At 65.1% G+C, this 22,522-nt stretch carries 19 protein-coding genes; 8 read left to right on the top strand and 11 right to left on the bottom strand.

Features of this window, described 5'->3' with window-relative positions:
* Positions 1–181: 181 nt before the first annotated feature.
* The gene (locus XH98_RS34090; protein WP_271621171.1) at positions 182–2,554 is read left to right on the top strand and encodes a xanthine dehydrogenase family protein molybdopterin-binding subunit; all 2,373 of its coding nucleotides are present in this window, start codon (positions 182–184) and stop codon (positions 2,552–2,554) included.
* A gap of 165 nt (positions 2,555–2,719) precedes the next feature.
* Here XH98_RS34090 and XH98_RS34085 read toward each other — a convergent pair whose 3' ends face one another.
* A complete protein-coding gene (locus XH98_RS34085) occupies positions 2,720–3,520 on the bottom strand; it encodes a hypothetical protein (protein WP_271621170.1) in 801 nt (266 codons plus the stop codon).
* Positions 3,521–3,626: 106 nt separating this feature from the next.
* Between XH98_RS34085 and XH98_RS34080 the strand changes: the two genes are divergently transcribed.
* The 3 genes from XH98_RS34080 to XH98_RS34070 are packed head-to-tail and all read left to right on the top strand — an operon-like array spanning position 3,627 to position 7,015.
* Positions 3,627–4,118 (top strand): YaiI/YqxD family protein, encoded by a 492-nt coding sequence (locus tag XH98_RS34080; protein ID WP_271621169.1) that lies wholly within the window; start codon positions 3,627–3,629, stop codon positions 4,116–4,118.
* Between the two features lie 2 nt (positions 4,119–4,120).
* Positions 4,121–5,932, top strand: a complete 1,812-nt coding sequence (locus XH98_RS34075; RefSeq protein WP_271621168.1) for an ABC-F family ATP-binding cassette domain-containing protein — start codon at positions 4,121–4,123, stop codon at positions 5,930–5,932.
* 3 nt (positions 5,933–5,935) lie between these two features.
* A complete protein-coding gene (locus XH98_RS34070; protein ID WP_271603117.1) occupies positions 5,936–7,015 on the top strand; it encodes a D-TA family PLP-dependent enzyme in 1,080 nt (359 codons plus the stop codon).
* Positions 7,016–7,112: 97 nt separating this feature from the next.
* Here XH98_RS34070 and XH98_RS34065 read toward each other — a convergent pair whose 3' ends face one another.
* The 8 genes from XH98_RS34065 to XH98_RS34030 form a co-directional block, all read right to left on the bottom strand.
* Positions 7,113–8,342 carry an NAD(P)/FAD-dependent oxidoreductase gene (locus XH98_RS34065; RefSeq protein ID WP_271621236.1) on the bottom strand — a complete coding sequence of 410 codons (1,230 nt, stop codon included), beginning with the start codon at positions 8,340–8,342 and terminating at the stop codon, positions 7,113–7,115.
* A complete protein-coding gene (locus XH98_RS34060) occupies positions 8,339–9,256 on the bottom strand; it encodes an SDR family NAD(P)-dependent oxidoreductase (RefSeq protein WP_271621167.1) in 918 nt (305 codons plus the stop codon). Before XH98_RS34060 ends, XH98_RS34065 begins: the two co-directional genes overlap by 4 nt.
* Before the next feature lie 119 nt (positions 9,257–9,375).
* Positions 9,376–9,855, bottom strand: a complete 480-nt coding sequence (locus XH98_RS34055) for a MaoC family dehydratase (RefSeq protein ID WP_271621166.1) — start codon at positions 9,853–9,855, stop codon at positions 9,376–9,378.
* 128 nt (positions 9,856–9,983) lie between these two features.
* On the bottom strand, positions 9,984–11,702 hold the full coding sequence (locus XH98_RS34050) for an AMP-binding protein (protein ID WP_271621165.1): 1,719 nt from the start codon (positions 11,700–11,702) through the stop codon (positions 9,984–9,986).
* On the bottom strand, positions 11,702–12,592 hold the full coding sequence (gene mmsB, locus XH98_RS34045) for a 3-hydroxyisobutyrate dehydrogenase (RefSeq protein ID WP_271621164.1): 891 nt from the start codon (positions 12,590–12,592) through the stop codon (positions 11,702–11,704). Before mmsB ends, XH98_RS34050 begins: the two co-directional genes overlap by 1 nt.
* Positions 12,593–12,615: 23 nt before the next feature.
* The gene (locus XH98_RS34040) at positions 12,616–13,686 is read right to left on the bottom strand and encodes an enoyl-CoA hydratase/isomerase family protein (protein WP_271621163.1); all 1,071 of its coding nucleotides are present in this window, start codon (positions 13,684–13,686) and stop codon (positions 12,616–12,618) included.
* On the bottom strand, positions 13,683–14,828 hold the full coding sequence (locus XH98_RS34035; protein ID WP_271603123.1) for an isobutyryl-CoA dehydrogenase: 1,146 nt from the start codon (positions 14,826–14,828) through the stop codon (positions 13,683–13,685). Before XH98_RS34035 ends, XH98_RS34040 begins: the two co-directional genes overlap by 4 nt.
* A 22-nt stretch (positions 14,829–14,850) precedes the next feature.
* Positions 14,851–16,347: a CoA-acylating methylmalonate-semialdehyde dehydrogenase gene (locus tag XH98_RS34030; protein WP_271603124.1), complete on the bottom strand. Its 1,497-nt coding sequence runs from the start codon at positions 16,345–16,347 to the stop codon at positions 14,851–14,853.
* A 102-nt stretch (positions 16,348–16,449) separates the two neighbouring features.
* Here XH98_RS34030 and XH98_RS34025 point away from each other — a divergent pair, with 102 nt between their 5' ends.
* On the top strand, positions 16,450–17,358 hold the full coding sequence (locus XH98_RS34025; protein ID WP_057758154.1) for a LysR family transcriptional regulator: 909 nt from the start codon (positions 16,450–16,452) through the stop codon (positions 17,356–17,358).
* Positions 17,359–17,468: 110 nt separating this feature from the next.
* Here the strand turns inward: XH98_RS34025 and XH98_RS34020 are convergent, their stop codons facing one another.
* The gene (locus tag XH98_RS34020) at positions 17,469–18,089 is read right to left on the bottom strand and encodes a TetR/AcrR family transcriptional regulator (RefSeq protein WP_271603126.1); all 621 of its coding nucleotides are present in this window, start codon (positions 18,087–18,089) and stop codon (positions 17,469–17,471) included.
* Between the two features lie 59 nt (positions 18,090–18,148).
* Positions 18,149–18,688: a PaaI family thioesterase gene (locus XH98_RS34015; protein ID WP_271621162.1), complete on the bottom strand. Its 540-nt coding sequence runs from the start codon at positions 18,686–18,688 to the stop codon at positions 18,149–18,151.
* A gap of 153 nt (positions 18,689–18,841) precedes the next feature.
* Between XH98_RS34015 and XH98_RS34010 the strand changes: the two genes are divergently transcribed.
* From XH98_RS34010 to XH98_RS34000, 3 genes are all read left to right on the top strand, one after another.
* Positions 18,842–19,612: an enoyl-CoA hydratase gene (locus XH98_RS34010; protein ID WP_271621161.1), complete on the top strand. Its 771-nt coding sequence runs from the start codon at positions 18,842–18,844 to the stop codon at positions 19,610–19,612.
* 285 nt (positions 19,613–19,897) lie between these two features.
* Positions 19,898–21,094, top strand: a complete 1,197-nt coding sequence (locus XH98_RS34005; protein WP_271621160.1) for an acetyl-CoA C-acyltransferase — start codon at positions 19,898–19,900, stop codon at positions 21,092–21,094.
* Between the two features lie 115 nt (positions 21,095–21,209).
* Complete coding sequence (locus XH98_RS34000; protein WP_271603130.1) at positions 21,210–22,505, top strand: MFS transporter; 1,296 nt, start codon at positions 21,210–21,212, stop codon at positions 22,503–22,505.
* Positions 22,506–22,522 lie beyond the last annotated feature (17 nt).

Here is a 22,522-nt window from a genome sequence, read left to right as displayed (position 1 = left end):
ATCCGGAATTGATTTTTCGCCTGAAACATTAGCAGCGCGGCTGACATGCGCAACATCGCATCACATAGGACCATGTCCATTCGTGCGTTGTCGTGAACGGGACCGTGGGCTATTTTTGCAGGGTCCGGCCCTTCAGGCGCCCCCCAAAACGCGCAATTGCCGGCTTTTCAGGTCAATTCCCATGCAAGAACACACCAAATCGTCCACGCTCGAAAACGCTATTGCACTGCAAAAATATGGCGTCGGGCAACCCGTCCGCCGCAAGGAGGACGACACCCTGGTGCGCGGCAAGGGCCGCTACACCGACGATTTCAACCTGCCGGGCCAGGCCTATGCCGTGATCGTCCGCTCCACCCATGCCCATGGCGTGATCCGCGGCATCGGCATCGACGCCGCCAAGGCGATGCCGGGCGTGCTCGGCGTCTGGACCGGGACGGATCTGAATGCCGCGGGCTACGGCCCCTTCACCTGCGGCCTGCCGCTGAAAAGCCGTGACGGCTCGCCCCTGATCCAGACCAACCGCCAGCCGCTGGCCACCGACAAGGTGCGCTTCGTCGGCGATCCCGTCGCCTTCGTGGTGGCGGAAACGCTGGCCCAGGCCCGCGATGCGGCCGAGGCGGTCGAGCTCGATATCGAGCCGCTGCCGGCGGTCACGGATCCCGAGGAAGCTGCCAAGCCCGGCGCGCCGCAGCTCTATGACCACATCCCCAACAACGTCGCGCTCGACTATCACTATGGCGACACCGAGAAGGTGAACGCGGCCTTCGCCAGCGCCGCCCATGTCACAAGGATCGACATCGAGAACACCCGTGTCGCCGTGGTGTCGATGGAACCGCGCGTCGGGCTTGCCTCGTACGACAAGGCCACCGAGCGCTACACCATCCAGATGCCGACGCAGGGCGTTGCGGGCAACCGCGCCAACCTCGCCAAGAATTTGAAGGTGCCGAACGAGAAGGTGCGCATCCTCACTGCCAATGTCGGCGGCTCGTTCGGCATGAAGAACGTCAACTATCCCGAGTATATGTGCATCCTGTACGCGGCGAAGGCGCTCGGGCGCCCGGTGAAGTGGCTCGACGAGCGCTCGACCAGCTTCCTCTCCGACAGCCACGGCCGCGCGCAGAAGATCCATGCCGAGCTGGCGCTCGATGCCGAAGGGCACTTCCTCGCAGCAAAACTGTCCGGCTACGGCAATCTCGGCGCCTATATCACCGGCGTTGCGCCCAGCCCGCTCTCGCTCAACACCGGCAAGAACTTCTCCAGCGTCTACCGCACGCCGCTGATGGCGATCGACATCAAGACGGTCTTGACCAACACGACGCTGATGGGGGCCTATCGCGGCGCCGGACGGCCCGAGGCCAACTACTACATGGAGCGGCTGATCGACCGCGCCGCCGACGAGATGGGCATCAACCGGCTGACCCTGCGCAAGCGCAACTTCATCAAGCCGAACCAGATGCCGTTCCCGGCCTCGTCAGGCGTCACCTATGACAGCGGCGACTTCCAGGCCGTGTTCAACAAGGCGCTCGAGATCTCCGACCACGAGAACTTCCCCAAGCGCAAGAAGGAGAGCAAGAAGGCCGGCAAGCTGCGCGGCATCGCGGTCGGCTCCTATCTCGAGGTCACCGCGCCGCCCGGCGTCGAGCTCGGCAAGATCGTGTTCGATCCTGATGGCACTGTGCAGCTCATCACCGGTACGCTCGACTACGGCCAGGGCCATGCCACCCCGTTCGCACAGGTGCTTTGCGCGCAGTTAGGGGTTCCCTTCGAGAGCGTGAAGCTCGTCCAGGGCGACAGCGACATCGTCCACACCGGCAACGGCACGGGCGGCTCGCGCTCGATCACGGCAACCGGCATGGCGATCGTCGAGGCCGCCAAGCTCGTCGTCGAGAAGGGCAAGCGCGCCGCCGCGCACCTGCTGGAGGCCTCCGAGGCCGACATCGAGTTCGCAGACGGCAGCTTCACCATTGCCGGCACCGACCGCAGCATCGACATCATGGAGCTTGCCAGAAAGCTTCACGACGGCAAGGTGCCCGATGGCGTGCCTGACTCACTCGACGTCGATCACACCAGCGAGCCGGTGCCCTCGGCTTTTCCGAACGGCTGCCATGTCGCCGAAGTCGAGATCGATCCGGACACCGGCGTGGTGCAGATCGTGCGCTACAGCGCGGTGAACGATTTCGGCACGGTGATCAACCCGATGCTGGTCGCGGGCCAGCTCCATGGCGGTGTGGTCCAGGGCATTGGCCAGGCGCTGATGGAGCACGTCCGCTACGACGAGAGCGGCCAGCCGATCACGGGCTCGCTGATGGACTACGCCCTGCCGCGCGCGGAGGACGTGCCCAACATGACGGTCGGCGATCATCCGGTGCCGGCCACGACCAATCCGCTCGGCAGCAAGGGCTGCGGCGAAGCCGGCTGCGCCGGCAGCCTGTCGACGGTGGTCAACGCCGTGCTCGATGCGCTTTCCGACTACGGCATCAAGCACATCGACATGCCGCTAACCCCGGAGCGGGTGTGGCGCGCAATCCAGGATGCGAAGCGGAAGGCGGCGTAAGGCTGCCCTTCCGCCTCCACAAGAATGCTGTCATCGCCCGGCTTGACCGGGCGATCCAGTACTCCGAGACAGCAGTAATTCACCGAAGGGCCGCGGCGTACTGGATGCCCCGCCTTCGCGGGGCATGACACCGTATTTGATTTGACGCGCTTGCCTCTTCCTGTGCTACGCCGCCGCCTGCTCGCGCGGCTGGTAGATCGCAATGTGCTGGCAGCGTGCAATCGGCGTCGTGCCGTTGGCCACGACCAGCGCGTCGAACTCGACGAAGCGGTGGCCTTTCTTCTCGTAATTCGCAGTGACCTTCGCCCGCGCGACAATCTCGTCGCCGATGCGTGCGGTCGACAGCAGCTGCATGCGGCTGCCGACATGGATCCATGGGCCGAGGATGGTGTTGTCGACCAGCACGCGGTTCATCACACGCTGGATCAGGCCGGGATGGCCGAGGCCCTCACGCACGAAAATCGGATCCGTCTCCCTGATGTCGGCGAGATAGTCGCTCGCCGCCTGCCCGGCCCAGCGGCGCGGCGCCGTGCCCAGCCACTTGCCGACTTCAAAGGTCGAAGGGCTGACCGGCTTGCGCTCGGCGATCGCGGGCACTTCGACATAGTCGCCTAGTGACACCGCAGGCGCTGCCGCCGGCAGCGAGGCCGTTCCAGTGGCGCAGAGTTCGGTGCGGCTGAACACCTCGATCGTCAGCAGGCCGTTGTGCTCGGTGGCGTCCACATCCGCGACCTCGCCGTCATAAACCGGCTTGATGAAGCGGGCCTCGACCAGGCCGCGGGCAAGAAAATCGCGGCCCCAGCGCGCCACCGGCACGTGCATCATGTAGGCGAAGACATCGACGCCGGGGACCAGCCCGCCGGCAAAGCCGAAGCGGCGCGCCACCGCGTCGTCGTGCATCTTGTTTTCGGACTGTTTGGCGGTGTTGTAGGCCTCGACGCGCCAGGTTTCGAGCCGGTTCGGCATGGCTTGGCTTCCCCAATATTCTTGTTGTTCAGGGCTGATCGTAGGCTCCGGGGAACAGGGGTCAATCCCCTCGCCTTTGCGGCCCGAATGCGGTACCACGCGGCCAATGACAGACACTTCCACCCGCATCTATGTCGACGCCGACGCCTGCCCGGTGAAGGACGAGATCTATCGCGTCGCGCTCAGGCACGGCGTGCCCGTCAGCGTGGTCGCCGGCAATTTTATCCGCGTGCCGCAGGAGCCCCTGATCGAACGCATCGCTGCCGGCGCCGGCATGGACGCGGCCGACGACTGGATCGCAGAGCGGGCGAGGCCCGGCGACGTCGTCATCACGTCTGACATTCCGCTGGCGAGCCGCTGCGTCAAGGCGGGGGCCGACGTGATCGCGCCGAACGGCAAGCCGTTCACGGAGGAATCGATCGGCATGACACTGGCGGTGCGCAATCTGATGACGGATCTGCGCTCGGCCGGCGAGGTCACCGGGGGCCCACGCTCGTTCGCGCCGCGCGACCGATCCGCTTTCCTCTCGGCGCTCGACCAGACGTTGCGCCGGATCCAGCGCCGCCGCGCCGATCAGGCTGCTACGAGCCAGGGCTGACGATGGCGCCGCCGCTGATCCAACTCAAGGACATCAAGCTGACCTTCGGCGGCACGCCACTGCTGTCGGGCGTCGAGCTCAATGTCGCGCCATCGGAGCGCGTCTGCCTGATCGGCCGCAACGGCTCCGGCAAGTCGACGCTGTTGAAGATCGCGGCTGGCCTGGTCGAGCCCGACGACGGCACGCGCTTCGTGCAGCCGGGTGCGACCATTCGCTATCTGCCGCAGGAGCCTGACTTCGGCGAGCACAAGACCCTGCTCGCCTATGTCGAGGCCGGTCTCGCGCCCGGCGACGACCCCTATCAGGCGCGCTACCTGATCGAGCAGCTTGGGCTGACCGGCAACGAGAACCCGGCGAACGCCTCCGGCGGCGAGGCGCGCCGCGCCGCGCTCGCGCGGGTGCTGGCGCCCTCGCCCGACATCCTGCTGCTGGACGAGCCGACCAACCATCTCGACCTCTCCACCATCGAGTGGCTGGAAAAGGAGCTCGACTCCCGGCGCAGCGCGCTGGTCATCATTAGCCACGACCGCCGCTTCCTCACCAATCTCTCGCGTTCCACCGCCTGGCTCGACCGCGGCAAGATCAAGCAGATCGATCGCGGCTTTGCCTCGTTCGAGAGCTGGCGCGACGAGGTGCTGGCGGAAGAAGAGCGCGACCAGCACAAGCTCGACCGCAAGATCGTCGACGAGGAGCACTGGCTGCGCCACGGCGTCTCCGGCCGGCGCAAGCGCAACGTCAAGCGGCTCGCCAATCTGCACGCGCTGCGCGACCAGCGCCGCAACTATCGCGGCACCGCCGGCACCGCCAGTCTCGCCGCGGCGGAAGCCGAGCAATCCGGCAAGCTGGTGATCGAGGCCAAGGGGATCACCAAGTCGTTTGGCGATCGCGTGATCGTCGACAATTTCTCCACCCGCATCCAGCGCGGCGACCGGCTCGGCATCATCGGGCCAAACGGCGCCGGCAAGACCACGCTGGTCAATCTGCTCACCGGGGGCATGCAGCCTGACACCGGCACGGTGCGGCTCGGCGCCAATCTGGAGATGGCCACGCTCGACCAGCACCGCGAAAGCCTCGATCCCAAATCGACACTCGCGGAAGCGCTGACCGGCGGCCGCGGCGACCACGTCATGGTCGGCGGCAAGCCCAAGCACGTCGTCGGCTACATGAAGGACTTCCTGTTCGCGCAGGAGCAGCGCGGCACCCCGCTGGAGGTGCTCTCGGGCGGCGAGCGCGGCCGGCTGATGCTGGCACGCGCGCTGGCGAAACCGTCCAACCTGCTGGTGCTGGACGAGCCCACCAACGATCTCGATCTCGAAACCCTCGACGTGCTCGAGGAGATGCTCGGCGATTACGAGGGCACGGTCATCCTGATCAGCCATGACCGCGACTTCCTCGACCGCGTCGTCACCTCGGTGATCGCGCCCGACGGCGACGGCAAGTGGATCGAATATGCCGGCGGCTACAGCGACATGCTGGCGCAGCGCGGTGCGGACCTGAAGCGCGAGACGGCCAAGGCGCAGGCGCCAGCGGAGAAGAAAGAGGAGCGTGCTGCGGCCCCCACTGCCACGCCCAAGCGCAAGCTGAGCTTCAACGAGAAGCACGCGCTGGAGACGCTGCCGCAGAAGATGGAGACGTTGCACGCCGACATCGCCAGGCTGCAGCGCGTGCTCGACGATCCAAATCTGTACGCCAGGGATCGCAAGACATTCGACGACACATCCGCCGCCATCGCCAAGGCGCATGAAGAATTGTCAGCCGCCGAAGAGCGCTGGCTCGAACTTGAAATGCTTCGCGAAGAGATAGAACAGGCTTAACCCATGACAACGACCCTTGCTGCAAAGATCGCCCGCGAATATGGCACGCCCTGTGCCGTCATCGACATGGACAAGGTCGAGCGCAACATTGCCCGGATCCAGAAGGCCTGCGACGACGCCGGGATCGCCAACCGCCCGCACATCAAGACCCACAAGAACCCGACCATTGCGAAGATGCAGGTCGCGGCCGGCGCCAAGGGCATCACCTGCCAGAAGATCGGCGAGGCCGAGATCATGGCCAATGCCGGGATCGACGACATCCTGATCAGCTACAATCTCTTGGGCGAAGAGAAGATGGCGCGGCTCGGCGCGCTCAATGCCAAGACCAGGATGACCGTGGCGGCCGATAACTCGACGGTCGTTGCGGGCTTGCCGAAGGCCGCCGAGGCGTCGGGCCGTCCGCTCTCGGTCGTGGTCGAATGCGACACGGGTCGCAAGCGCGCGGGCGTCGAGACGCCGGCGGAAGCGATCGCGCTGGCGCGCGAGATCGCCGCGTCCAAGGGGCTCGAGTTCGCCGGCTTCATGCTATATCCGACCGAGACCGGCTGGGCCGATGCGCAGAAATTCTACGATGAGGCGCTGGCCGGCGTACGCGCGCACGGGCTGGACGCAAAAATCGTCTCGACCGGCGGCACGCCCAACCTCGTCAATATCGGCAAGCTCAAGGGCGGCACCGAGCATCGCTTCGGCACCTACATCTACAACGACCGCATGCAGGTCGCAGCCGGCGTCGCCAGCTGGGACGATTGCGCGCTGCATATTTATTCGACCGTGGTGAGCCGCGCGGCTCCCGAGCGCGGCATTCTCGATGCCGGCTCGAAGACGCTGACATCAGACACCGGCGGGCTCGACGGCCACGGCCTGATCCTCGAGCATCCCGAAGCCAGAATCGCAAAATTCGCCGAGGAGCACGGCTTCCTCGACCTCTCGCGCAGCAACACCCGGCCGAACGTCGGCGACGTCGTCCGCATCGTGCCGAACCATGTCTGCGTCGTCGTCAATATGATGGACGAGGTGGTGATGGTGCGCGGCGATGAGATCATCGGCACGCTGCCGGTGGCTGCGCGCGGGAAGCTGCGGTAGGGCACGCTGCCGTAGGGTGGGCAAAGCGAAGCGTGCCCACGACTTCTCGTCGTAACTGCGAAGATGGTGGGCACGGCGCTTCGCGCCTTTGCCCACCCTACGATTTCTGCAACTGGGCGAGCCACGCCAATACACCCCTGCCCGCCGCCACACCTGTCGCAAACGAGGCCTGCAGCAGATAGCCGCCGGTCGGCGCTTCCCAATCCAGCATCTCGCCAGCGGCGAACACGCCGGGCAGCTTGCGCAGCATGAAGTGATCGTCGAGTTCGTCGAAGGCAATCCCGCCCGCAGTCGAGATCGCGCGCTCGATCGGCGCGACGCCGGTCAGCTGAAGCGGAATCGCATTCGCCAGATGCGCCAGCTCCGCCGGCGAGAACGAGGCCAGCTGCCGGCCTGATCCGATCGCCGCCTCCTGCATCAGACCAATGCCGACGGGCGACAATTGCGCCGCCTTGCGCAGGAAGTTTGCGAGCGACTGCTTGCCGCGCGTGCCTGACAGCCGCATGGTCAGCGCGGCGGTGCCGAGATCCGGCCGCAGCGCGATCGTCAGCGTCGCCTGCCCGATCCCCAGCACCGCCTCACGCAGCTCCGCCGACAGTGCGTAGATCGCGCCGCCTTCGATGCCGCTGCGCGTGATCATGGCTTCGCCGCGCACAGTGTGCGGACCGACCGTCAGCGCCACGCCCTTGAGCGGCTGGCCTTCAAAACGATTGCGGAAGACATCGGACCATGCAACCGCGAAGCCGGAATTGGCTGGCCGAAGCTTCGAGATGGAAATACCTTTTGCAGCCAGGATATCGACCCAAGCGCCATCGGAGCCCAAACGTGGCCAGCTCGCACCGCCGAGTGCGAGCACCGTTGCACCAGCGGCGATGGCAAGCGTGCCGTCCGGCGCGCGAAGCTTGAGCCGTCCCTCCGCGTCCCAACCGATCCAGCGATGGCGAAAGGCGAACTGCACACCCGCCGCATCGAGCCGCCGGAGCCAGGCGCGCAACAATGGCGAGGCCTTGAACGTCTTTGGAAACACCCGTCCGCTGCTGCCGACGAAGGTCAGCTGTCCGAGGCCCGCGCTCCAGTCGCGCAGCGCGTCGGGCGTGAACGCCTCGACGGCGGCGCGCAAGTGCGGCATCGCCTCCCGGTAACGCGGGAGGAAATCCGCCAGCGGCTCGCTGTGAGTGAGGTTGAGCCCGCCCCGGCCCGCCATCAAAAATTTGCGGCCGGCCGACGGCATGGCATCGTAGACGGTGACGCGGGCGCCGCCTTGCGCCAGCACCTCCGCCGCCATCAGCCCGGCGGGACCGGCACCGATGACGGCGACGTCGGTCAGAGCTTGATCCCCGCCCGCACTGCTGCCTGCGCGACATACTTTTGCGTCTGCTCGAACGCACCGGCAAGCGCCTTGGCCTTGGACATGTCGCTGATCTCGGCGAAATGCGCCGCAATCGCGTCCGGGGTCCAGTCGGACTCGGGCAGGTTGATGCCTTCGCTCTCGACGATCTTGATCACGGCGAAGGAGCCGGCGCCGGCACCCATGATGGTGCGGGTCGGCGCGTCCTCGCTCAGCATGTATTCGACCGCCGGCGTGATCGCGTTCGGCTTCATCAGTTGCAGCGCCTGCGGCGGCAGCAGCTCTTCCGTCATGCGGGTCGCGGCGGTCGGCGAGATGATGTTGACGCGGATGTTGTTCTTGCGGCCCTCTTCCGCGAGCACATTCATCAGCCCGACCATGCCCGACTTGGCCGCGCCGTAATTGGCCTGGCCGAAATTGCCGTAGAGGCCGGAGGAGGACGTGGTCAGCACGATGCGGCCGTAGTTGCGGTCGCGCATGCCGGCCCACACCGCCTTGCAGCAATAGAAAGTACCGACCAGATGCACGTCGAGCACCTTCTGGAAGTCGGCTGCTTCCATCTTGCCGAACGACTTGTCACGCAGGATGCCGGCATTGGCGCACATGATGTCGACGCTGCCCCACTCCTTGGTGGCGCGCTCGACCATGGTGGTTACCTGCTCGAAATTCGAGACGTCGGCGCCGTCGGCCATGGCGGTGCCGCCGGCTTTGCGGATCTCCTCGACCACGGCCTCTGCCGGCGACAGCGAGCCTCCGGTGCCGTCACGCGCGCCACCGAAATCGTTGACCACGACCTTGGCGCCGCGGCTGGCGAGGCCCAGCGCGTGCGCCTTGCCGAGACCATTGCCCGCGCCGGTGACGATGGCGACGCGTCCGTCGAACCTGATTGCCATGAGTGCGCTTCCTGGATGTTAGACCGTCATGGCCAGGCTTGACCCGGCCATCTATCAAAATCGACAGGCTTTTGAGCAGCGATGGGTGGCCGGGTCAAGCCCGGCAACGACGCCTCAAGTCAGGCGAAATAGGTCAGGCCGAGCCACTCGGCGACCAGCGCCGGCTTTTCCTCGCCTTCGATCTCCACCGTCACGTTGGTGCGGGTCTGAAATTCGTTGGGCTTGCGCAGCTTGGCCTCGGCCAGCAAAAATCGACCGCGGACGCGCTTTCCGGAACGCACCGGCGAGATGAAGCGCAGCTTGTCGAAGCCGTAGTTCACGCCCATCGTGGTGCCGGCGATGACCGGCATCACCTCATAGGACATGACTGACAGCAGCGACATCGTCAGAAAGCCGTGCGCGATGGTGGTGCCGTACGCCGTCTCCTGCTTTGCCCTCTCGGGATCGACGTGGATGAACTGGTGATCCTCGATCACGTCGGCATAGGCGTCGATGCGGGGCTGGTCGATCAGGTGCCAGGACGACACGCCGATCTCCTTGCCGACTAGGGCCTGATAGGCCTGAAGCGTGATCGGCGGCTTCTTCCAGATTTGGTTCATTGGTAACTCCAAATACCGTCATTTCGGGGCGATGCGCAGCATCGAACCCGGAATCCATTATGCCGCAGCGCTGTTGCTGAATGGATTCCGGGTTCGTGCTCCGCACGCCCCGGAATGACAAGCTTCACCTAAGTCTCACTTCTTGTTCTCGGCAGCTCCGGAAAATCCTCCTCGCGGAATTCCCGGCCGCGCAGCGGATCGTCGCGATCGTTGTCGCGTTCGAGCCGTCGTAGCTGCACGCGGCGGATTTTGCCAGAGATCGTCTTCGGCAGCTCGGAGACGATTTCCAGCCGGCGGATGCGCTTGAACGGCGCAAGCCGGGTGTGCAGGTGCTTGAAGATGGAAAGCGCCGTCTCCGGTGTCCGCTCGGCGCCCGCGGTCAGCAGCACGAAGGCCTTGGGAATCGCGAGCCTGATGGGATCGGGGCTCGGCACCACCGCGGCTTCCGCGACGAGCTCATGCTCGAGCAGCACGCTCTCGAGCTCGAAGGGGCTGATGCGATAGTCGGAGGATTTGAACACGTCGTCGGAGCGGCCGACGAAGGTGAGATAGCCGTCCTCGTCTGCGAAGACGACATCGCCACTGCGATAGAGCTGGCCTTCCGCGCCCGACAGCTTACCGTCGTCGCCCTGATAGCCTTGCATCAGGCCGGCGGGACGAGCAGCGCCCAGCAGCAGCGCCACCTCACCTTCCTTGGCTGGATGGCCGTCGGCGTCGCTGACTTGCACACGGTAGCCCGGCAGCGGCCGGCCCATCGAACCAACCTTGATCTTTTGCCCAGGCGAGTTGCCGGCAAGCGCAGTCGTCTCGGTCTGGCCATAGCCGTCGCGGATGGTCAGACCCCAGGCGGCCTGAACCTGGTCGATCACCTCAGGATTGAGCGGCTCGCCCGCGCCGCAGGCTTCGCGCAAGGCAACCTTGAACGAGGACAGGTTCTCCTGGATGAACAATCGCCACACCGTCGGCGGCGCGCACAGCGTGGTGACGCCGCAGCGGCCGACGGTGGCAAGCAGGCCCTTCGCGTCGAAGCGCGGCTGGTTGACCACAAACACGGTCGCACCCGCATTCCACGGCGCGAAGAAGCAGCTCCAGGCGTGCTTGGCCCAGCCGGGCGAGGAGATGTTGAGATGGACGTCGCCGGGCTTTAGCCCAATCCAGTACATGGTCGACAGATGCCCGACCGGATAGCTGCGCTGGCTATGCCGCACCAGCTTCGGCTTTGCCGTCGTGCCCGAGGTGAAATAGAGCAGCATCGGGTCGTCAGCGTTGGTCGGGCCGTCGGGCGTGAAACTCACAGGCGCCTTCGCCGCTTCGTCGTAAGCGAGCCAGCCCTCGGACGTCTCGCCCACAACGATGCGCGCGACACCATCGACGCCAAGGCTGGCAAACTTCGCGACCTGATCCTGTGCAGCCACCACCGCCTTCGCCCTGCCGCGATCGAGCCGGTCGCGCAGCTCGTCGGCCGTGAGCAGCGTGGTCGCGGGGATCACGACGACGCCGAGCTTCATTGCGGCGAGCATCGTCTCCCACAACGGAACCACATTGCCGAGCAGCAGCAGGAGATGATCGCCGCGCTTCAGGCCCTGCGCACGGAGGAAGTTGGCGACCTGGTTGGAGCGCTGCGAGAGCGCCGCAAAGGACAGTTTCGTCTGCTTGTCCTGCGCAGCATCGACAATCCAGAGCGCGGGCCGATCCTTGCTCTCCGCATTCGTCGCCAGCTCGGCGTCGAACCAGTCGAGCGCCCAGTTGAAGGGATCAGGATCGGGCCAGCGGAAATCCCTGACCGCTGTCTCGTAATCCGTGCGGTGCTGAAGCAGAAACGCGCGCGCTTCCTGAAATGTCGTCATCAAGATTTCCCGGCCAGCTCCCTAACGTGCTTGATAATTCCGGAAAAATCCACCCCGCCATGGCCGGCTGCGTCGAAAGACCGGTAAATCTCCTGCGCATGTTTGCCGAGCGGCGTCACCGCGCCGGCTGCCTTGGCGGCATCCTGCGCCAGGGTCAGGTCCTTCACCATCAGCGCCGAGGCGAAGCCCGGCTTGTAGTCGTTGTTGGCCGGCGAGGTCGGCACCGGGCCCGGAACCGGGCAATAGCTCGTCAGCGACCAGCACTGGCCCGACGAGGTCGAGGCGACGTCGAAGAGCGCCTGATGCGAGAGGCCGAGCTTCTCAGCCAACGCAAAAGCTTCGCTCACCGCGATCATGGAAATGCCGAGGATCATATTGTTGCAGATCTTGGCCGCCTGGCCAGCTCCGGCGCCGCCGCAATGCACGATCTTCTTGCCCATCTTCTCCAGCACGGGCTTTCCTGCCGCGAACGCGCCCTCCTCGCCGCCGCACATGAAGGTGAGCGACGCGCCCTTGGCGCCACCGGTGCCGCCGGACACCGGCGCGTCGACCGAAAGTACACCGTGTTTGGCTGCGAGCGCATGGGCGGCCCGCGCGCTCTCGACATCGATGGTGGAGCTGTCGATGATCAGCGCGCCCTTGGTCATGACAGGTACGACCTCGTTCCAGACGGCGAGCACGTGCTTGCCGGCCGGCAGCATGGTGACGACGACATCGGCGCCTCTCCCCGCGCCCGCCGCACTGTCGGCGATGCTGGCGCCATCGGCCTTGGCCTGGCTGCGCGAGGCCTCGACGAGGTCAAAGGCCACGACCTTGTGGCCGGCCTTGACCAGATTGGCCGCCATCGGGCCGCCCATGTTGCCGAGACCGATGAATGCGATCGTAGCCATTGTCGTTTCCTCCACTTCGATCGTTATTGGTTGAATTTGAGCTCGTCGGCGCCGATCTCGGCAAAATACGGTGCAAGCATCTCCGGCGTCACATCCTCGATGCGCGGCGGCGACCAGGTCGGGTTGCGGTCCTTGTCGATTACCGCGGCACGCACGCCCTCGCGGAAATCATCGCTGCGGAAGACCTCATTCGCGGCGCGATATTCCCGCACCAGGCATTCTTCCAGGCTCGACGCGGTGCGCGCCAGCCGCAGCAGCTTCAGCGTCACCACCATGCCGCGCGGCGATTTTTCATTGAGCGTCTTGAGCGTTGCCAACGCAAGGTCCGAGCCGTCGCGCTTGAGCGCGGCAAAGATGTCTTCCATGCGGTCGAAGCCGAACAACGCATCAATCACCGGCTCCTTTGCCGCGACCGGCCCCGCGGTCTCGCCGGTCGCAAAACGGTTGATGAGCCTGCTGATATCAGCCGCGGTCGCGCCCGCGCGCACCTTGGTCAGCGCCCCGCGCAACTCCGGCAATTTTGCTGCAGGAACCACCCAATCGGCAAATCTCGCGTGGATCGCATCCGGCCCGTTCATGGTCTGGCCGGTCAGGCCGAAGAACGTGCCGATCTCGCCGGGCGAGCGCGACAACAAATAGGTGCCGCCGACATCGGGAAAGAAGCCGAGCCCGACCTCCGGCATCGCCAGCTTCGTGCGATCCGTAACGACCCGATGGCTGGCATGCGCGGACAAGCCGACGCCGCCGCCCATGACGATGCCGTCCATGAAAGCGACATAGGGCTTTGGAAACTTCTTGATCCGGGCGTTGAGGATATATTCCTCGCGCCACAGGATCTTGCCGAGATCGCCGCCAGCCTTCGAGCTTTCCCAGAGCGTGCGGATGTCGCCGCCGGCGCACAGGCCACGCTCACCGGCGCCTTCCAGCAGGATCACGGCGACGGTGGGATCGCTCTCGAAGCGGTCGAGTGCCTTCTCGATGTCGCGAAACATTTCCAGCGTGACGGCATTGATGGCCTTGGGACGATTCAGCCTGATCACGCCAGCCCCGCCCTCGACGCGGGCGACCAGATCGCCCTCCTCCGCTTCGTTCATCGCGCGCCCTCGATCAGTTTGCGCGCCACGATGAGCCGCATGATTTCATTGGTACCTTCGAGGATCTGATGCACACGCAGATCGCGCACGATCTTCTCGATGCCGTATTCGCTGAGGTAGCCGTAGCCGCCGTGCAGCTGCAGCGCATGATTTGCGACCTCGAAGCCGACATCGGTGCCGAAGCGTTTTGCCATCGCGCACAGCATGGTGGCGTCGGGGTCCTTGCGATCCAATGCGGCCGCGGCCCGCCACAGGAAGGTGCGCGCGGCCTCAAGCTCGATCGCCATATCGGCGAGCTTGAACTGCAAGGCCTGGAATTCGTCCAGACGTTTTCCGAACGCCTTGCGCTCCTTCATGTAGGCGCGCGCCTTGTCCAGCGCCGTCTGTGCGCCGCCGAGCGAGCACGCCGTGATATTGAGGCGGCCGCCGTCGAGGCCGGCCATCGCGATCTTGAAGCCGACCCCCTCCTCGCCCAGGCGGTTGGCAACAGGCACGCGGGCGTTCTCGAACATCACGGCGCGGGTCGGCTGCGCGTTCCAACCCATCTTGCGCTCATTGGCGCCGAAGGAAACACCCGGCGTCTTGCCGTCGATGACGAGGGTCGAGATGCCGCCCGGGCCATCACCGCCGGTGCGCACCATCGCGACCAGGAGATCGGTGCCGCCAGCACCGGAGATAAACTGCTTCTGGCCGTTGAGGACGTAGTGATCGCCGTCGCGCACTGCGCGCGTCCGCAGCGCCGCTGCATCGGAGCCGGCGCCCGGCTCGGTCAGGCAGTAGCTCGCGATCAGCTCCATCGAGCAAAGTTTTGGCAACCATTGATGGCGCTGGGTGTCGCTGCCGAAGGCATCGATCATCCATGACGCCATGTTGTGGATGGAGATGAAGGCCGAGGTGGTCGGGCAGCCCGTCGCCAGCGCCTCGAAGATCAACGCGGCGTCGAACCGCGTCATGGCGGAGCCGCCGACATCGTCGCGGATGTAGATGCCGCCCATGCCGAGGGTTGCGGCCTCGCGCATCACATCGACCGGGAAATGCTTCTCTTCGTCCCAGCGTAGCGCATGCGGCGCGATCTTCTCCGCCGCAAACGCCAACGCCATGTCGCGAACCGCGATCTGATCCTCGTTCAGAGCGAATTGCATGATCGCCTCGCTCTAAACAGAATTACTTCATCAGCGGGATCGAGAACTCCGCACCTTCCTTGACGCCGGACGGCCAGCGCGAGGTCACCGTCTTGGTCTTGGTGTAGAAGCGGACCGAATCCGGACCGTGCTGGTTGAGGTCGCCGAAGCCCGACTTCTTCCAGCCGCCGAAGGTGTAATAGGCGATCGGCACCGGGATCGGCACGTTGATGCCGACCATGCCGACATTCACCTTGGCCGCGAAGTCGCGCGCGGCGTCGCCGTCGCGGGTGAAGATGGCAACGCCGTTGCCGTAATCATGCTCGGACGGCAGCGCCAGCGCCTCCTTGTAGTCGTGCGCGCGCACGACCGAGAGCACGGGCCCGAAGATCTCTTCTTTGTAGATCCGCATGTCCTTGGTGACGTTGTCGAACAGCGAGCCGCCGAGATAGAAGCCGTTCTCGTAGCCCTGCATCTTGAAGCCGCGGCCGTCGACGGCGAGCGTCGCGCCTTCCTTGATGCCGATGTCGATGTAGCTCTTGACCTTTTCGACCGCCTCGCGCGTCACCAGCGGCCCGTAATCGGCCGACGGATCGATCGAGGTGCCGATCTTGAGCGACTCGACGCGCGGGATCAGCTTTTCCATCAAGCGGTCGGCAGTGGACTTGCCGACCGGCACCGCGACCGAGACCGCCATGCAGCGCTCGCCGGCCGAGCCGTAGCCCGCGCCGATCAGCGCGTCGACCGCCTGGTCCATATCGGCGTCAGGCATGACGATGGCGTGGTTCTTGGCACCGCCGAAGCACTGGCAGCGCTTGCCGGTCTGGGCGGCGCGCTCGTAGATGTACTGCGCGATCGGCGTGGAGCCGACGAAGCCGATGGCCTTGATGTCAGGGTCGTCGAGGATGGCGTCGACCGCTTCCTTGTCGCCATTGACGACGTTGAGAATGCCGGCCGGCAGGCCCGCCTCCATCATCAATTGGGCGAGCAGCATCGGTACGCCGGGGTCGCGCTCGGATGGTTTGAGGATGAAGGCGTTACCGCAGGCGATCGCGGGCGCGAACTTCCACATCGGGATCATCGCCGGGAAATTGAACGGTGTGATGCCGGCGACCACTCCCAAGGGTTGCCGCATCGAATAGATGTCGATGCCGGGACCGGCGCCTTCGGTGTACTCGCCCTTCATCAGATGCGGGATGCCGCAGGCGAACTCGGCGACTTCGAGGCCGCGCTGGATGTCGCCCTTGGCGTCGGGCACGGTCTTGCCGTGCTCGCGCGCCAGCAGCTCGGCGAGCTTGTCGTAATCGCGCTGCACCAGCTCGACGAACTTCATCATCACGCGGGCGCGGCGCTGCGGGTTGGTCGCGGCCCATTCCGGCTGTGCAGCGCGGGCGTTCTCGACGGCGGCGCGAACCTCGGCCTTGGACGCCAGCGCGACCTTGGCCTGGACGTCACCGGTCATCGGCTCGAAGACGTCGGCGGTGCGGCCCGAGGTACCCTTGACCTCCTTGCCGCCGATGAAATGTCCGATTGAGCGCATGGAATGATCTCCTTCAGGCCGAGCTTGGACGCTTTGACAAATCCTATTGACCTGCATTTTATAGGATTCAAGTCTGAGATAATGCACCATAGATGTGCGAAAATGCTGGATCAAGGCGCCATCGACTGGGATGACTTCCGCTTCGTGCTGGCCATCGTGCGGGGCGGCTCGGTGTCGGCTGCCGCAAAGCAGCTCGGCGTCGACCATGCCACCGTGATCCGGCGTGTGGACCGGCTGGAGAAGCATCTCTCGGCCAAGCTGTTTGACCGGCGAAAGACCGGCTACCTGCTCACCGAATCCGGCCAGCGCGTGGCCGACAGCGCGGAGGCGATGGAATCCACCATCGTGGCCAACCAGGAGCAGGTCGGCGGCTCCGTGGCGCGGTTGACCGGCACGGTGCGGATCGGCGCGCCCGATGGCTTCGGCACCGCCTTCCTGGCGCCAAGGCTCGCCCCGTTCGCCGACCGCTATCCCGACCTCGATCTGCAACTTGTGGCCACCGCGCGGCTGTTCAGCCTCTCCAAGCGCGAGGCCGACATCGCGATCAGCCTGACCATGCCGAAGGAAGGCCGCATCGTTGGCCGCAAGCTGCTCGACTACCGCCTCGGGCTCTACGCCGCTCCCGCCTATCTCGATCGTTTCCCGAAAATCGTCTCGCGGCAGGACCTGCCGCAGCACCGTTTCGTCGGCTACATCGAGGAACTGCTGTTCACGCCGGAGCTCGACTATTTGCCGCAGGTGTCGCCGCGGATCTCCGCGCGCTTCCGCAGCGCCAATCTGATCGCGCAGCTCAACGCTACGCTCTCAGGCTTCGGCATCGCTGTGCTGCCGCACTTCATGGCGAGCGACTATCCGCAGCTCGTGGCGGTGCTGCCCGAGGAGATCTCGATCACAAGGACGTTCTGGATGCTGATGCACGCCGACAGCAAGGACCTGGCGCGGATCCGGGCGGTGGCGGATTATATCGGGGAGATCGTGGAGCGTGAGCGGGCGTTGTTTGCGGGGCGATAAAAGCCGGGCTCGTAGGGTGGGCAAAGCGAAGCGTGCCCACGCATTTTTGTGACCGAGAGAGATGGTGGGCACGGCGCTTACGCGCCTTTGCCCACCCTACGGCACCTCGCCTAGTTTTGCTTCGCCTTCTTCGCAGCCGCCACCTTCGGCTCCCGCCTCGCGCCCTCGAGCGCGCTGTCCCGGCCTGCCTTCAGCACCTCATCCGACAGCTCGCTGGAGCCGGCGATGCGCGCCAGCAGCATGGTGCCGGCCATGGTCGCCAGCGTGGCGATCGCCTGCTTGCGCGCGGCCTTGCGCGGAACGTTCGGGATGAAATCGGTCATCATCTCGATCATCTCGTCGAGCTTGCCAGCAAAGGCTTTTCGCGTCTTCGGGCTCTCGCGGGCGATCTCGGCGCCGAGCGCTGGGATCGAGCAGCCCTGGCCGGGATTGTCGCGGTGCAGCACCGAGAGATAGGTTTCGACGATCTGGGTGAGCTGCCTCTCGGGCGCAACCTGATCGGACTGCTTGCGCCAGTGCTCCATCGAGCGGTCCATGGCGTAGGCAAAGGCTTCGATCACCAGCGCCTCGCGCGAATCGAAATGGGCGTAGAAGCCGCCATGAGTGAGGCCCGCCTCCTTCATGAGGTCGGCAACGCCGATACCATGGGCACCTTTTTCGCGCAGCCGCACGGAGGCCTTCCTCACGATGCGGTCGTGGGTTTCCTGCTTGTGTTCCCGAGAATAGCGCATGCAGCTCTCATTGGATGTCGGAGGTCATCTCATAACACGAATATCGGCCAAGCGGCGCATTAATTCCCGGCAAAGATGTTGCCGACCATGGAAAAAGTTGCAGTTGCATGGACTGCGAGTGCCCCTTTACCATCGCGCACAAACCCTTCGGTATAGCTGGTCTGGCGCCCAAGCTTGATGATCTTGCCTTCGGCCGAGATCAGTCCGGACCGGACCGAGAGCGGCCGCAGGAAGGTGATTTTCAGGTCGAGCGTCACCGACGACTGCCCGGCCTCCAGCCGCGTCGAGATCGCACAGCCCATGGCGGTGTCGAGCAGAGCCGCCGCGGTCGCCCCATGCAGAAGGCCGATGGTATTTTCGAGATCCTCGCGCGGCTCCAGTTCCATCACGATCCGACCAGGTTCGACCACGGCCATGACAAAACCGATCAGCCTGGCGAAGGGCGGCGGTGGCAGCCGACCATCGCGGATGCCAAGCATGGCGTCCAGGCCTGATAGCCCCATGGCCACTTTCGCGACCGGCGCAGGCACCTGCCAGTCGACCACGCGCTCGCGCCGCTGCGCGGACGAAAACAAATCGACTTGAGCGGATTCCGTCATGATACCCTCTTTATAATATTATGATAATCATACTATGCGACGGACTTCATGCTGGCAACACCGTCGCATCCGCTTGACAAGCGCGGCGTTTCGGCCCGGAAGTAATGCCGACGGCCGCGCCTCGCGCCCGTCCACAAAGCTTCGAGACATCAGATGGAAATGCTCAACGACCACTGCGGCGTAACACGCGATGCGCGCGGCGTCGTTCATGTCGCAATCAGCAACGCCGGCTCCCTGAACATTCTGAGCTCGCACGTGACCGACGCAGTCCGCGAAGGGCTCCAAAAGCTCGCCACTGACCGCAGCATCCGGGTCGTGGTGCTGCGCGGCCAGAGCGAGAAGAGCATGATCGGCGGCGCCGACATCAAGGAGATGGCCAAGCTCGACCAGACGTCCGCGGAGGCCTTCATCAGTCGCCTGCGCGATCTCTGCGAGGCGGTGCGGCAATTCCCTGCCCCGATGATCGCCCGCATGCCGGGCTGGTGCCTCGGCGGGGGGCTCGAGGTCGCAGCGGCCTGCGATTTCCGGATCGCGGCGCACGATGCGCATTTCGGCATGCCGGAGGTGCGCGTCGGCATCCCCTCGGTGATCCACGCCGCGCTGCTGCCGCGCCTGATCGGCTGGGCCCGTGCGCGTTGGCTGGTGATGACCGCAGAAAATATCGATGCGCCGACGGCGCTGTCCTGGGGACTGATCGACAAGGTCGCGCCGGCAGGCGGGCTGGATGCCGAGATCGAGCACTTGGTGAGCACGCTGCTCGAATGTGGCCCGGAGGCGTTGCGCTCGCAGAAGGCGCTACTGCGGCAATGGGAGGAATTGCCACTCACGCAGTCCGTCGACCTCAGCGTCAAGGTGTTCGGCGAGTCGTTCCTGACCGACGAGCCGACCCGGCTGATGCAGGCGTTCGTGAACAGGAAGCGGTAGGGCCCACTCCAAAGACGCTGTCATGCCCCGCGAAGGCGGGGCATCCAGTACGCGGCGGCCCCTCGATTCAACTACAAGCGTCTCCGAGTACTGTATGCCCCGGTCGAGCCGGGGCATGACACCATCTTTGGAGGGACGCCCTCGTTCCTCGCGCCAACCGACTTCGCTCGCACGACCAAATCTCATCTGGACCACGACATTTTCTCATGCCGGTCGCGGTTGCATTTTTTGCGGCGCATCATATGATGTTCATAATTTAATAGACCGTCGCCAGGGAGTTCTGTCATGGCCGAAGCCGCCGATTCCGTCGTCATCGTCTCCGCCGCCCGCACCCCGCTCGGCCGCTTCATGGGCGAATTATCGCCGCTTGCCGCGCACAAGCTCGGATCGCACGTGATCAATGCAGCGTTGGAACGCGCCGAGCTCGCGCCCGAGAAAGTGGACGAGGTCTTCATGGGCTGCGTGCTGCCGGCTGGCCAGGGCCAGGCGCCGGCGCGGCAGGCGGCGCGTGGCGCCGGTCTGCCCGACGCGACAGGGGCTACCACGGTGAACAAGGTTTGCGGCTCCGGCATGAAGGCGACCATGCTGGCACACGACATCATCCGTGCCGGCTCAGCCGAGATCGTCGTCTCCGGTGGCATGGAGAGCATGAGCAACGCGCCCTACCTGCTCGCGAAGGCGCGTGGCGGCTATCGCGCCGGGCATGACCGCATCATCGACCATATGATGATGGACGGCCTTGAAGACGCCTACGAGACCGGCCGCTCGATGGGCGATTTCGGCGAGGCCACGGCCGAGGCTTATCAATTCACCCGTAAGGATCAGGACGCCTATGCGATGGAGACGTTGAGCCGCGCGCGCAAGGCGGTCGAGGGCGGTGCGTTCAAGGCCGAGATCGCGCCTGTTACGCTGACCGAGAAGGCTGGCCCGCGCGTGATCGCCAATGACGAGCATCCGCTGAAGGTCGATCCCGACAAGATCCCCGGACTGAAGCCGGCGTTCCGTGTCAACGGCACCATCACGCCGGCGGCCTCCTCCGCCAATGCCGACGGTGCCGCAGCGCTGGTGCTGACGAAGCGCTCGCTCGCCGATCGCAACAACCTTCCTGCCATCGCCGAGATCAAGGGCCACGCCACCCACAGCCAGGAGCCGCAATGGTTCACCACGGCGCCGATCCCGGCGATCAGAAAACTGCTCGATAAGGTCGGCTGGAGCGCGGGTGATGTCGACCTCTTCGAGATCAACGAGGCCTTCGCCGTCGTCGCGATGGCGGCGCAGCGCGATCTCGGCATCCCGCGCGAAAAACTCAACATCAATGGCGGCGCCTGCGCGCTCGGGCATCCGATCGGCGCGACCGGCGCGCGGCTGATCGTGACGTTGCTGCATGCGCTCGAAGCCAACAACCTCAAGCGCGGCGTCGCGGCGCTCTGCATCGGCGGCGGCGAGGCCACCGCGATCGCGGTGGAGCGCCTGACGTCCTAGCCATCGCAACGTCCGAAATTGAGGGAAGTCCGTCATTTCAGACTTCCCGTTTTCGTGTCAGAACTGCAACAATGACGCGGGCCTGCCAAAACCCGCCAACCTGGATTGAGGCGCAATGATCTCGAACTGGCTCTCGGCCGCGCTCGGCCGTCGCAACATCCATTACGGCTGGGTGATGGTCGGAGTGACCTTCTTCGCAGCACTGATCAGCGCCGGCACGGTCGGCGCGCCCGGAGTGTTCATCGTTCCGCTTCAGAAGGAGTTCGGCTGGAGCACGGCCGAGATCTCCTCCGCGCTGTCGATCCGCTTCATCCTGTTCGGGCTGATGGCGCCGTTCGCGGCCGCCCTGCTCAACCGGTATGGCCTGCGCAACGTCACGCTGACGGCGCAGCTCATCGTCGTCTCGGCTCTGGTTCTCTCGCTCGGCATGACGCAGGTCTGGCAGCTCGTGATGCTGTGGGGCGTGGTGATCGGCATCGGCACCGGCATGACCGCGCTGGTGCTGGGCGCCACCATCGCGACGCGCTGGTTCACAGCGCGCCGCGGCCTTGTCATCGGCATCATGACCGCGAGCGTCGCCACCGGCCAGCTCGTATTCCTGCCGCTACTGGCGAGCCTGACCGAACGTTTTGGTTGGCGACCGGCGCTCGGCTTCGTCTGCATCATGCTTGGCGTTTCCGCAACCGCGGTCATGCTCATCATGCGCGACCGCCCAAGCGATGTGGGCCTGCGCCCATTCGGCGACGAGGGCAGCGAGCCCCTGCCCGCACCTCCGGTGAGCCACGGCTCGATCACGGCGGTGGCGCTCGGCACGCTGCGCGACGCCTCGAAGTCGAGCGCGTTCTGGATCCTGTTTGCGACCTTCTTCGTCTGCGGCGCCTCCACCAACGGCCTCGTGCAGGTGCATTTGATCCCAATGTGCCTCGATTTCGGCATCCCGCAGGTGCAGGCGGCGAGCCTCTTGGCGGCGATGGGCATCTTCGACTTCTTCGGCACCATCATGTCGGGCTGGCTGTCGGATCGCTACGACAATCGCTTCCTGCTGTTCTGGTATTACGGCCTGCGCGGCCTGTCGCTGATCTTCCTGCCCTTCAGCGATTTCTCGTTCTATGGCCTGTCGATCTTCGCGATGTTCTACGGCCTCGACTGGATTGCGACGGTGCCGCCCACGGTGCGGCTCACCGCGCAAAAGTTCGGCCCCGAACGTGCCAATCTGGTGTTCGGCTGGATCTTCGCCGGGCATCAGCTCGGCGCCGGCACTGCCGCTTTCGGCGCCGGCCTGTCGCGGACGCTGCTGCAGAGCTATCTGCCCGCCTTCTTCATTGCCGGCGCGCTCTGCGTATTTGCCTCGCTGATCGTGCTGGCACTGTCGCGACAGCCGAAGCCACAGGCAAAACCCGCGATGGCCTAAAGCGATCGCGGCGGTGA

This window comes from Bradyrhizobium sp. CCBAU 51745, from assembly GCF_028128715.1.
Lineage (GTDB): Bacteria > Pseudomonadota > Alphaproteobacteria > Rhizobiales > Xanthobacteraceae > Bradyrhizobium > Bradyrhizobium manausense.
This window is presented reverse-complemented; position numbering and strand designations above follow the sequence as displayed.